Genomic DNA, 13,963 nt, shown 5'->3' with positions numbered 1-13,963 from the left:
ATAGTGGCGCGCAACAATACTATTCTTTTAATATTGCACGAGCGCGAGCATCCTTAAGAGCAAGAAATACACTGCCGACACCAATAAAAATAAGAGTAAACACAATTAACAAATACGCAACTCCAACGCCCAAAGTAGTGGCATTAAAAGTTTGCGGTGCAAAGCCGAACCAGCCGGCAGGAGCACCATAATTGAGGAAATTATAAGGCGCGCGCATTGCATGAACACCCCAACGAACACCAGCAAACTCGCTAAGCATAGCCGCATAAGCAACATAAGCAAGAGGCGGAACAGTAGAAACATACAAATGTGCGCGAGTAGAGCGGAAACGATAATCAAAAAGCACAAAATCAGCGATTGCAAGAAGCGGCGCAACTGCGTGAACGCAAAGGCTGCTGCATCCGTTATTCATGTAAGCGCCAACGAAACCAAGCTTATTGGTAGGTGCTAAGAAACACAGGTACAAAGTGAATGTGACAGCAATTGAGATAGTCATCATGAATTTGAAAATGTACCAAGCGTTGGATTTTGAGTCGAACCATGCGCAAGATGCTGCGGAATCTTGCTGCGCTGCTGAATCTACAGAATTATGAGCACGCATAAACGCAGCTGTATCAAGCAAAAGCGATCCAGCAAGAGCTACACAAATCATCAGGTTAGAAAGATTCGTAAAATAAGTGAAGGTCATTAAGCCTTCCCACGAAGCAGCCATACCATAAACAGATGCGATGATTGCAATCGCGCGTATTGCTGTGCGCGTCGCGTATTCGCGCGCTGTGAGCGGAGTCTTTTGTTCTAGCATGGAATCGTTTGCCATGTTATCTCGCTTTCGTAACTTCTATAATCTACTTTTTATTTACTATATTTATGTTTACACAATTGAAAGCAAAAATATGTAGAAGAAGTTGCAAAAATGCGGCGCGATTTTTGTAGATTCCTGCAAGTGCTGCAAGACAAGCAAAATGAGACACTAACGCAAAAGAGCGTAAGTCACGAACAAAAGATATAGTCGAAGGATGGTTCGGAGTGCGCAATTGCAACAAATTGTGAAGTCAAGCGCTGAGATTACATCCGTAAAACCTGATCTAGATAGTGCTAGCGAAGGGAAACATTATGACAACATGCAACACTGAAAAAACAACTAACTGCAACGAAGCAAACGAATACTGCACAAGCTCAACAACGCAAGTCGACACATGCTTCTCTGTACGCGCACGCCGCCGCATGTTTCTTAACGACGTGCGTCAATGTATCGAACGCGTGCGCACACAGCAGCCACTCACCCATTGCATCACGAACGTAATCGTGCAAGACATTACAGCCAACGCACTGCTCGCTGCAGGAGCGTCGCCGATTATGGTAACCGACCCAGAAGAAGCGCATGCACTTGCGCAAATTGCCACAGGCGTGCTCATAAACGTTGGCACATTCCATCAGCCAGAAACTTCCGAATACATGCGCGCAGCTGTTGAAGGATGCGAAAAAGCCGATACTCCGTGGGTGCTTGACCCGGTTGGAATCGGCGTTCCAGCACTTGCTCCACGCGCGCGCTTTATACACGAAATTATTAAGCACCACCCTACCGTAATTCGCGCAAACGCTTCCGAAATCATGGCGCTTGCAGGCAAAGAGAGCAACGGCAAAGGTGTGGATTCTCACGATAACGTGAACGATGCTCTTCAAGCCGCGCGCGAATTAGCAAAAAAGTACGGCTCAGTAGTGGCAATTTCTGGCGAAAAAGACGCGATTTACGCTCACGGTTGCTTAGCTCGCGTAACCGGCGGACATAAAACTATGACTAAAGTAGTTGGAACCGGTTGCGCTTTGGGAGCGTTGGTTGCAGCATACGTTGGCGCAAACCCAGAACGTCCGCTCGCAGCAACTGTTGCAGCACACGTGCACGCAGCAGCGGCTGGAACTTGGGCAGCTCGTCAAACCACAGCTCCCGGCACTTTCCGCACACTGTGGATGGATGCGCTTTCAACTCTTAGCGTAAACGACATGTTTAGTTTGACAAATATTGAGTTTACGGTGGAGCCTGTTGATTGGACACTGTATTTGGTAACGGATCCGCGCATGGGAAATCGCCCGGAAGAAGAAGTTGCAGTAGAGTCAGTTGAAGGCGGAGTTACAGTTGTGCAATTGCGCGATAAGTATTCTGATGACGCTGAAATTTCAGCAAAGGCGAAGAAGTTGCGTCATGCGCTTATTGATTCTGAGCACGGCGATGTGCCTGTATTCATAGACGATCATGTTGATTGCGCAGCTCAGCTTGGTTTCAACTTGCACGTTGGGCAAAAGGATACGCCGTTTGTTGAGGCGCGAAAAGCGATGCCGGCAGAGTGGATGGTTGGGCTTTCTTGCGCTCGACCGGATTTGATGGAGAAAGCTTACCGCGAGTGCAAAGAAAATGACGTTCCGCTGCCGGATGTGATTGGCATTGGTGCAGCTTTTGAAACGCATACGAAAGCGCACGACGTGCCGCCGTTGGGAGTTGACGGAGTGAACGAAGTGGCGAAAGTTGCGCACTCTATGGGCGTAAAAACGTTGGCAATTGGCGGAATTCACGAGAACACAGTGTTCCCTATTCGAGGTCTTGAGCTTGACGGAGTTTGCACAGTGTCGGCGCTTATGTGCGCTGAGGATGCTGGGAAAGTTGCGCGCGAGCTTAAAAGCGTGATTACTGAGTAAATCGGACGCTCCGAGTTGCTTTCGCGCGCACTGTGCTGCGCTCAAGCATGTCGTCGCGCCAACGCGAGACAACGCTCGCACTATAAGCGCGCGCTCACGCAGTTTGCCGCAAGATTCGTACGGAGTGGTTTACAGGTCCATGACCGCGCTCGCCGCCGCGCCCAACATGTAATTCACTTCCAGCCGCAATCGCCTCTCGAAGCCACGCCGTTGACCATTCAAGTGCGCAAAGTACAGTATCGTGATCGCTCAAATTCTTTTCCTCGCGCAAAGCAAGCCCAATTTTCGTAGCAAGCGCAGAAGAAAGCGAGCAACCAGTTCCGTGAGTTGTGCTTGTTTCAACTCGTTCGCTTGGTACGTGCCGCGCGTCACCATCCGGGAAAACCGCAGTATTTCCAACGTCTTCGCTAGTTAAGTGCCCACCTTTTACGATTACAACAACACTGTTTTTTGCAGCCAACTTGCGCGCCTGGTTGCAAGCTTCCTCAAAGTTTTCCGCAACGCGCGATTCGCACAAAGCCGCCAATTCCGGCACGTTTGGCGTCACTACATCAACGCAGCTTATAAAGTTTCGCATCGCATTTTCAGCACTCGCCTCAAGCAAGCGCTTCCCGGAAGTTGATATCATCACCGGGTCTAGAACACTTACAGGAACCGGGTTATCGCACATCCAGTCTCGCATTGCTTCAATATATTCTGTGCATCCAAGCATGCCGATTTTTAGTGCGTCAACTGTAACGTCGTCGTACACGCATGAAAGTTGAGTGCGGAAAAAGCTTACTGGCGGAGTGAATACTTCGCGCACTTCGCACGTGTTTTGCGCAACCAAATTAGTTGGTATGCACATGCCATAACCGCCTGCCGCCATAATTGACTTGAGATCTGCCTGTATTCCGGCTCCACCTGTTGGGTCTGTGCCAGCTATGCTTAGCACGCGCGGAATGATTGGGTCTGATTGCTGCATAGGCGATTGCGAAAGCTGTATAGGCGATTGCGCGGACGATTGCGCATGCTGCAAGTCATGCTGTTTGCTTGATACTAGCGTCATACTTTTATTATATTGCGTCGCAGGCGAATATAGTTTCATGAGAAAGTATAGTTTATATTACATTTTGTTTAACGTGGCGCGAGTTTCGGGGGATTTCTCTCCTCGCACGTCCCGTCCTTCGTGCGCTCTGGCTGCTAAAAGAGTTTAGTGTGTTCGCCTATCTTTAAAGAATGTAGCTTCTCAGTCCTCTTTTAGTGCTCGTAGAGAAATCCCCCAAACTCTGCGTGCTTAATGTTTAATAACCGTGCCTTATCGCAGAGATTTTTCGATTTTTCTTCTTCACTCGGTGAATCAGCAGCCTGCGGCTCTGACGTTCACCTCGTTCAGTGCGAAAAATCTCAAATCTCTACCACACTAATATCCACGCGACTGAATAACGCGCAATTAAGATGTATATAACCTATTGCGTCGCAGGCAAATATGTTTCGCGGGTGAGTTTGGACTTACGCAAACGCTATAAGTCCAAACTCATACGCATTTTACGCGTCAGCGTCGAAGCCACTTGAACTTGAACTTTGACTTGAGTTTGAAGAACGGCTTGCCGCTTCGAAGCACTTCTGCAGAAGCGTCGCAATGCTTGCTGTCAGTGAGTGCGCCGAATCCGTGACCACTAAGAACCAACCCAAGCCATCCGCGCCTACCGAACGCGCCGGATGCCAAGAACAACGCCAACAGCACGCCAAATATGAAGCTGAACCATATTGCAGCTTGACCGCCGCTGTAAGGCAGAGCAACCGGACGAACCAGGTAACCAAAGCTGAAGTATCCGACTAAGTGGCCTCTGTTACCGTTATCACCAAAGCCGTCGCTTTCATTGCTGGACTTATCTTTTGCGTGTCCATACAAAGCGTACTCAACTCCGTCACCGTCAGTCTTTAACTTCTTGAACGCCGCAGTATCCACGGAGCCATCTTTGCCCATTATTGACTTGCAGCTGTCAAAATCAGTTGCGCCGCCAGCCTTCTTGACTTTGCATGCAACTAGGCTAAAGTTGCTGAGATCACCGAAACTGTCGTAATCGTCGTGGACATCCGCAAACAGAGTCTTTCCACTCTCCTTGCTTTGAGACTTCGAAACTTTTCCGTCCTTGTATTCTACAGGATTACCCTTAACCGTGAGCTTAGCGTAGTCCTTCTCCTCCATCGTTACAACGTAAGGATTATTAGCATCCGCGTGACCACTGAGAAGCGATCCTGCAGTTGCAGCAAAAGTTGGCTTAACGTTATCAACAGGCACCAGGTACACAGGCATTACGAATTCGTAGTTGGCATCGTTATTCCAGCCGCCTTCTTTGCCTCGCGTTTTATGAGTATCTCCAACCCAGCTATCGCCATATGTCATAATAACCGACAAACCATTATCTGGATTCTTAAGAACCTTATGACCAATTAAGTCAGATCCAATACTGCCAGACCTACCCCATGCGCCAATATTAGCGAAGTCGGTAAGCGAAAGACCAGTATTACTACTTTCAGACGTTACGCCAGAGCTATTAGGAATAGAATATCCACCGCCGGTACCACCCTTTGAAATCATATCTATGACGTTTACATACCAAGTTTCTTCAGTAGTACCACCATTGTCGTTATCAGCGCCGTTAGCAGCAGAAGCAGCACCAGACCTATGGTCTTCAGACGGATTATACGTATAGAAGTGCGTATTCCAATCAAAGCTGAAGCCGTTTCGACCTTTCTCACCATCAACCTTATCGCTACCTCTTACTTCTGGCAGCAAGGATGGCTGACAATCAGCAAACGCCCATTGACTTCCATCAACATAGTTTCCACACTCGTTTGCTGGGTGCAAAGTACTGTTACGCTTAAGCTTCAACGCATATTGCAAATCATTAAGCGTAAAGTTGCGCTTAGTTGAAGCATTATACAGATACAGAAGAGACTTCTTATCTTTCGAAAGAACGAATCCTGGATCATACGAACGCCCAGCTACGCGCAGAGCTTTACTATTATCTTTAGTTTCTTCGAAGCTAGTAGGCGCATCAGCTAAGTAGTCTGCAGCACCCTTACTATCGCTACCATGCTCACTATCTACGTTTTCAGGCGCACGCAATCGCACAAATCGCGTAATCTTATTTTCTCGCGGATTTGGCACAAGCACGCGGCTTCTCCAGCCTCGAGTCATAACAGCTACGTCTTGTATATTCCCTACTTGGCGGCCACTATAGGTAGGCGGATTCAAAGGCTTATGCTCATCGTCCATAGCATTATAGTCATACTTCCTAAAAGTCACCATAGTTCTACCAGGATCTAGCCTTGGATCCTCATTCGTAACGATTTCACTATCGTTTTGAAGCCAAATTCCCTTCTTTGGTTCGCCCGCAAAGTTGTTTTCGCTGCGCAAATCCATTCGTATTGCGCGCTCCTCGTGACCACTTAGCAGCATTGGGTGTATTTGCACTATTTGACGCTTCATAGTAACACCGAAGTACACGCAGTCGGACGGCTTCTTCAAACCAGACCAGTTGTCTGCGCTCCAGTAATCCGAACGGCATACTTCGCTAGGCTTTTCTTTTGCGTAAGCCATTGGCAGCACGTCAAGAGTATCTTCTGAACTAGCGTCGTCTTTGTAGGAGTTTTTATCTTTTGCAGCGCGACCTTTTGCATTTTTACCTTTTGCAGCACGCGTATTTCCGCTGTTTCTGCTATTTCCGCCGCTTCGATTACTTCCGCCGCTTCTTGCAGTCTTATTTCCGTCCCTATTAGGCGAATCATCGGAAAGATCTTCAGGGCTTCTAACACCAGGCATATACGTCCATGGGCCAACTTCAAGACGGCTGCGTGCTCGAACCACGCTTCCTGGAGCTAGGTAACCACTAGGGAATGTTATAACAGCATTACCCTTATCATCTTGATTAAGCGTTACTTCATTCGGCTTGGAAGTACCAGCGCATACACTCCACGATTTATCCCAGCACACGGAAATTGTTTTACCAATGCTGGTTTCCAAGTTAGTCTCATTTGAGTTTGCAGCAGAGCCAAAAAGACCATTACTAGTAACAGGCTTTTCAAGCTCTGAAGCAGGGTGATAGTAAACTACCATTCTTTTAGCTCCATAGCCTGATTTCACGACAACTTTATAATCGCGGTTTTGTGAAGAACCATCTTTGCTGAGCCAGTCATCATACTTTGCAAATTCATTGCTTCTACCATCGTACGCAACAACAGATGGTTTCACCATGTCTGTCCACGTAGCCTTAAAGCATCCAACAACAGTTTTTGCACTTTGCTTTCCAGCACTATCCGTAGTTTCAGCATACATTGTAAATACAGTTTGCTTATTTACACTTGGATTTTCTAAATCTGTGCTTCTGTATTTTTCAACAAACCTTCTAAGCAAATGTTTATTTGTAACGCTGTTACTAACAAACTTCACCATCGGACTAGAAGTTTTACCACTAGAATCCTGAATATTATTCGCTTGAATATACACATTCAGATTATTAACCAGCACTTTACTGTTTATACTATTCGGGCACAAAGTGACGTATTGCTTATTAAATATACCGCCATTTTTCCACTCTCTTGTGCATTTGCCAGATTCGTAAGCATTGAAATCATCATCTAGCTTTAACGCTGAAGGCAAATTAATCGTTGCATTATCAGCTTCATACCAAGCTTTATTACCTGCATAAATTTTCTTATCAAGAGTAATAACATCATCATCAACCGTATTACAACTATTGATATTGCCATTAATCATGCATCTTCCGTGAATATCCCACGGCTTACCGTCCCACTCCTGATAACTCTTCGCACTAATCGTCGGCTTCTCATTATCAACCGGCATAAACCACACGTTTATTACGTTCGTTGTGTTATCTGGCGTCTTACCAGGCTCACGAAGCAGAAGATCGTTCGTAACCTGACCATTATTCACATAAAGTTGCGCATGCATAAACGGCCTGTTATTTGCGTATCCCTCAGGCTTCGAAGTACCCTCACCGTACGCGTCGTAGTCGTTCATAGTGTCAACATCAATATTCTTAGTTATAATGTCGCCAATATTTTCGCCGTCTGCTTGACCGTTCAAATCTTCACCGCCAGGCATAAGGAAGTCCTTGTGAATAGCATATTCACTAACATACTTATCTTCGCCAGCATGCTGACTACCCTTATTTTCAATAAGCTTATCTGTAATATGTACTTCACTTCCGTTTTTCATATTTACAGAAGCATTGTAAGAGAATGAAGAAGAATCCATAATAAATTCTTTAGGCGTGTACTTCACTAAATTAAGCTTATTTCGCCACTGACACTTACCTTCTTGCGCAACACCGTTATGAGCAGCAATAGACGCAGCGCATGTATTGTCACGCACAGCGTAACCTAATCCACCAGCAACAGCCATAGGGTACGAACCATTCCATGCATCAAATTGCTTATTATCCGCCGCACTCATAGGAGTTAGCGAAGGCTGCGGCTTACTTTCTTCTTCTTGCTTATTGATATTCGGCGTACCTTTTACAAGCTTTAGCGCATCCTGAAGGTTTAACGCCTTACCATTGCCACCCTTACGGTATGAGTTTATGTTCCACTTGTACACAAAGTATTGCGTGCCAAACTTCTGATTTCCATGCAAGCCGTTTTGCGGCCCGTCAAATCCAGGATCGTTTCGCCCGTCAACACTTTTCTTGTTGTTGTCTACTAATCCCCACGTATAGTCCTTGCGCATATCAACGAAGCGCGTCACCTTATGCTCAATCGGGTTAAGCGTAGTCTCGTCATCAGCTTCCAACTTTTGGAAAGAAAGAGTCTTTATAGCGTACAGCATTTCGCTAAGTTTATGTTTCTCATCTAGCTTGCCAATACCAGTAACGCCATCTAAGCACAGCTTCCACTGCTGATCCGTCTTCGACTGGCATGAGAATTTAGGCTTATCTTCACCATAAGCATACTTTGCTTGAGTAGTTTTCGGCTTAAAGCCACTGTCGTACTGGTCGTAAGTATCGTACTTCTTTTGCCCTTTAACGCCAATTTCTTCCTTGCGGTAACCGAAAATTCGCTCGTTACGCTTATCGTGCCTCATCCAAGAAAGCATTGCCACGATTTCGTTATTATTAAGCTCAAACGGGTTCACTTGCACTAAGCCGTTTGGCCACGCAATATCGAGCGGAAGCGGGTCAGATTCTTCGTAATCCTGAAGATTGCCTGGCTCCATAAGCTTCCAAAGTTTATCTTGACGCCAATCTGGATTATTTTCCGGCACAGAGTAAGTGTCTACGTAAATTCTCGAACCAATTTCTGCAAAGTATTCCGGAATCGTAATATTTCCAGTTACAGGATCAAAAGTAATTTCGCATTTATCGCCGCCGTTAGCAGTGCAACCCTTGATATGATCTCCAAGCTTTGCTGTAAGAATGCGCTTACTAAATTCTTTACGCCAATCATCGTTACTTTTCGCAGTTTTTTTAGCAGAACGATCTTCTCCTTCAGCATCTCGATCCTGACCCTTAGATTCTTCTGACTTAGCATCTTCAGAATCCTTGACGTTCTTAGAGTCCTTGCTATCGTTACTGCCCTTATTATCTTCGCTTGTGCTACTGTTTTCTGCAGTATTACCAGCATCACTCTGTTTTTTACCATTACTTACTTCAGATTTTTGTGTATTCGCATTCTTAGAAGAATCACCTTCGTTTAGCACAGCAAATCTTACTTTACTGCGCTTTTCAGGAGCATTGCGCTTTTTAGAATTCTTCTTAGAACTATTCTTAGCTGTCTTATTCTTAGAATTCTTCTTAGCATTCTTCTTAGTCGCTTTAGAAATCTTCAAAGAAGCAGGCTTGTTGCTAGTTTGAGGCTTATTAGCTTGCTCATCCGACGCATCCTGCTGATTTTGGGTAGAGTTCTCCCTTGGTTTGGCATTATCAGTTTTTTCGCTATCAGCTTTAGCTTTATTATCAACTTTCGCCTTACCGTCAGCAGATTTACCGTCAGCCGACTTACCGTCAGCTGCCTTGTCATCAACTGCATCTCTGTCCTCTAAAGCAGCTCTATCCTCAGCAGCTCTAGACCCATCCGGGCTTGCAGCATCATTATTGTGATTAAAAGTATTAACCTGATGCCAAAGATCAGTCTTCTTATTACCGTCTCGCTGAATAACAATGCCGTAGCAACTGCCATCATTTGGACACAGCTTATCGTAGTTATGATCCTTCCTAGGCTTTTCCTTACCGCGCGCCCAAATCCTAACCATAATCGAGCGCACGCGCTTATCTTCATCCCAAGGATTCACTCGCCCAACATAATGTCCATTCGGCTTCTTATCCCACCAAACGTTTGGCAAACCATAGCCAGGAGATACAATAATCAGCTTAATTTTCTTTATTACGGAATTACCTGCAGCATCCCAACCGTGGAATATCAAATCATGCACACCGTGATTTCTATTCTGATCGCCCACTAATACTGTAGGAGAACCATCATCTTTAGAATTTTTGCTGTTAGTAACCCAGCCAACTTGATCCATCTTACTATCAGATTCACCATTTTTATGAATGAATTGATCGTAGCTTATTGTAGTAAAATCGCCGCAACCGCGAGTATCGCAATCATTCTTTTTGTCACGCGGAGTGGTAATCATATCGAAATCATTGCGCACAACAACTTTTTTACTATCAAAGAATCTCTTATTTTTATCGTTAGTAAAGTAGTCGGTAGCTTCCTGCGGCTTTACGCCAAGCAAAATCCTCTTATCGTCATGACCTTTAACCCAGAACTTAATTTTGCTATTGACAGGAATCTTCAAACCATCAGCTGGAGCATCAACAGGATTTCCATTATTCACGCTCACTTTTACATCCAACGTTGGCTTCTCGTAATCAACATACGGGAATACAACAGGTATAACAGTAGTCGAATTATCCCAGAACGTAATCTTTACGTACTTTACAAACACGTAATTTGGCAAAACTTTAGGATTCTTGCCATCTTGCAGCTGAGCACTATACTTGTTGCGCATCCAAGTTCTGTAAATACGCTTGGTTTTAGCCAAGACTTTGTCTTGCAAGTCTTTCCTTACAGGATCTCCAGGCTTCAACTCCTTACCGTCATCGCCCGTCTTAGGAGCATCTTTTACAAACCAAACATTACGCTTAGTAGCATTTTGCGCTTTAGGCCAGCATTCAGGCATGCTGTCTTCACGATCCTCACCCATAGCTGCACGATCGTTGTTTGCAGCGGAATTATCGTCACTATCTATGGATCTAAATGAAATAGAAGACCTAGACTGACCGTTAATTTTATCCTTGTATTCGTCAAGAATCTTAGAATGACCGCAAGGATTTACAACGCTAACAATAGGCACTTTAGCAGCAACGCTTAAATCAGCATCCTGAAGAGTGTTCGAGCGAGACTCATCACCCCACTTATTCGTCCACTCAGCTTTATAAACAGCAAGATTCTTAAGCGGAGTATTAGAATCTCCATCCGGATTATTAGTCAAATAGTTAGCATCAAGCGGATAATCGTTTGTCTTAGAGCCCTTCTTTTGCTTTATGGAACCATACCTATGCCTTGAACCATACTCATCTTTATTAACAGGCGGGAACAAGTTAGGATCGAAAGCCATTACCTGCCTATACAAATCAGAACGCTTGCCAACAAAATTCACAAACCCAGCATTATTATCACGATTATCAATAATAAGAGGATTAGGAAGCGGCTGATCGTAAGAATAATACTTAGGAGTCTTGTTATTTTCGTCATATTCCTCAGTTTGCAAAGGCTTAAACACGTCTGCTTGCGTAATAACCCTATACCACAAATCCTGAGTTTCACTCATATGATACGTTCTATCGTTATATCTAAGCTCAAGCTTATGCCTACCAGGCTCTGAATCCTTCGTATTATGGTCGTTCATACCAGGATTACGGAACCACTGATTGCCTCGAGCATAGCCGTTATTCGGGGAATAATAATCAGGCAATAAGCGTATATCTTGGTTCTCGTTCATAAGATATGAAGTTCCCAAAGGCTGATTTACTATTCCAAGCAACACACTAGAGAATGAAATATGCCTGTGCTCAAGATAATTACCACTGTCACTGTTGTACGGACCCAAACCAGTACCCTTAAGGAAGTGGTATCTAGGAGCCTGAATATCCATAATTCGCGGCGCACCATACCACTGCTGATGCATTACAGTGTACATGTAGAAGTTAGCGTCACGACCAAAATTAGTCATGGAATATTTACTGGCTTTAGTAACACCAAACGGGTCAGTAGCACCATAAAAACCTTGGCTCTTTCTCTTACCATAGTAAGATCCTGCAGCGTAGAAGAATGAAAAGTTTTCGCAACCCGTGCCATCACCCACGTTATTAGAAGAGCAATATGAGTTGTTTTTAGTCGTAGAAGTTGTAGTAGTGAAGTGAATCTTATACGTATAAGCAATCTCGCCAGACTTAATATTGTTCACAAAACTAAATACGCGCTGCGTGTCATCTTTTATAGATCTATAAAGATTTTGCACGAGAGCAACATAAGCAGGACTATAGCCTCTGTTATAGCTTCCTTCAACTTTAGGAACAACTTTAAGATCGCCTTCATCCAAAGCACCATAGCTACTGGATCTAATGCAGTCCAAACCTTGACCATCACGGCACCAACCAATAGCGTCAGAACTACCCAAATCCTCAGTTGTTACAGCATCCGGAAGGATCCTAGAATAATTGCCATTCTTACTGTCGTCAGTGCCGCGCATCTTATTCCAAGCTGCGACTAAGTCATCTCCAGAATCAAAATCGTTACCGTCAGTTTTAATGCTGCATAAACCGTTAGGATTATCCCACGAGAATGAGCAGGTTTCGCGAGGAGGATTATTATTGCCTTGATTCTTCTTATACAAAGCAGTAGCTTCCCTGCCACTGTAAAGAACACGCTGAATATACTGCCTTCCGCCTTCGCTACCCTTGTCTAGAATCTGACCTTTTGGAATCGTAAAGTAATCAAGAGCAGCACCAGCGCCTTGAGTACGGCCGCCAGCGTTAAAAATAATATCCCACACGAAGCCACCACCGGAAAGCTTAGGGGTGCGCTTTACAAACACGAAATCTGCAGTATCATCTATAGGCAAGTTAATTCTGTCGACGCCGGAACCCTTATGGTTAAAGGCCATGTTGCGTAAACGGCCCATAATAAAAGTGCCCTTAGGATACGGAGTAAAGTAAGTTGCGCCGTAATGATCCGTGCCAGAAGGATCTTCAGGTACAGAACCGTTTTCGTAGTGGCCGCGAGGTCTCGTTGCTGCACTAGCAAATTGGTCGCTAGATTCCAAGTTGTATCCAAGGCTATTAACATCCAAATCGTGACCGTTCGTAGCGCGCAAACCAGCACCATCGCCGTCAGTAGTAATGCATGCGCCTAAAGCGTAATCCTTGTTACATCCAGGGCGATACACTTCGTAAGATTCACGAGCTGAGTAATTCTTAGCGTCGCGGTTTTGCGCTTTTGCTCTTTCTTCTTCTGCAGCGCGCTCAAAAAGTGACTTTGGTTGAGATCCGAACGGAGAACCAAATGGAGAATCAAATTGAGAACCAAATGGAGAAGCAAACGGAGAAGCAAACGGCACGCCTGCGCCAGAGCCTGCAGAAGGATTAAAAGATTGAGAGAGTAGATTCCCTGAATCTACAGATCCTTGTGAATTGTCGAAACTCTGTAACGCAGAAGACTGAGATGATGCAGATAAGTCTGGATTAGAGTCTGGATTATTAGAATTAGAGTTAGAATCAGACTTTGGATCAGACTTTGTGGAATTATTTGCGGAATTATTAGCACTATCCAAAGCAACTGCGGTTTCAGCAGTAATGCAAATAGGTAGCAACATTGCTACCGAAAGAGAGCAAACAAGAACAGTTTTAAGAGCAGTGGCAAAAGAGCTACTGAACGCACGATATGCAAAAACAGACTCGCGTTTAGATGAGCGTTTATTCACGCAATTAGCTATACGATCATCCAAACGATTAGACACACGACTAGCTAAACGCTCAACCGCGCTCTTAGCCACACGGTACATATTCTGAGTCGTACGTTTAGCTACACGAGTTGCGCATTGAGTCAATTGACCTATACGAACAAGAACGTTTAGCATAATCGTCCAAATACTCTTCATTGTTTCCACCTGTTTTGCATTGTTTTAAACTGCTTTGCGTCGCCCCCACGGCACCACAAGTTTGTTATTAAGTTTTTCTATTAAGTTTTGTTATTGCCT

At 44.9% G+C, this 13,963-nt stretch carries 4 protein-coding genes and 1 riboswitch; of the genes, 1 reads left to right on the top strand and 3 read right to left on the bottom strand.

Annotated elements, in window-relative coordinates:
- Positions 1 to 19 precede the first annotated feature (19 nt).
- Positions 20 to 817 carry a hypothetical protein gene (locus HXT48_RS01440; RefSeq protein WP_004109313.1) on the bottom strand — a complete coding sequence of 266 codons (798 nt, stop codon included), beginning with the start codon at positions 815 to 817 and terminating at the stop codon, positions 20 to 22.
- Positions 818 to 1,012: 195 nt separating this feature from the next.
- Positions 1,013 to 1,124: riboswitch (TPP riboswitch) on the top strand.
- Here HXT48_RS01440 and thiM point away from each other — a divergent pair.
- Positions 1,114 to 2,691 (top strand): hydroxyethylthiazole kinase, encoded by a 1,578-nt coding sequence (thiM, locus tag HXT48_RS01435; protein ID WP_033888471.1) that lies wholly within the window; start codon positions 1,114 to 1,116, stop codon positions 2,689 to 2,691. (Overlaps the previous riboswitch by 11 nt.)
- A gap of 94 nt (positions 2,692 to 2,785) precedes the next feature.
- Here thiM and thiD read toward each other — a convergent pair whose 3' ends face one another.
- Positions 2,786 to 3,739: a bifunctional hydroxymethylpyrimidine kinase/phosphomethylpyrimidine kinase gene (gene thiD, locus HXT48_RS01430; protein WP_103013816.1), complete on the bottom strand. Its 954-nt coding sequence runs from the start codon at positions 3,737 to 3,739 to the stop codon at positions 2,786 to 2,788.
- A 486-nt stretch (positions 3,740 to 4,225) separates the two neighbouring features.
- A complete protein-coding gene (locus tag HXT48_RS01425; protein WP_421793114.1) occupies positions 4,226 to 13,864 on the bottom strand; it encodes a hypothetical protein in 9,639 nt (3,212 codons plus the stop codon).
- Positions 13,865 to 13,963: the final 99 nt, after the last annotated feature.

It is taken from the genome of Gardnerella sp. KA00127, assembly GCF_049244125.1.
Classification (GTDB): domain Bacteria; phylum Actinomycetota; class Actinomycetes; order Actinomycetales; family Bifidobacteriaceae; genus Bifidobacterium; species Bifidobacterium swidsinskii.
The sequence above is the reverse complement of the archived record's forward strand: the minus strand, read 5'-3'. Positions and strand labels throughout refer to the sequence as shown.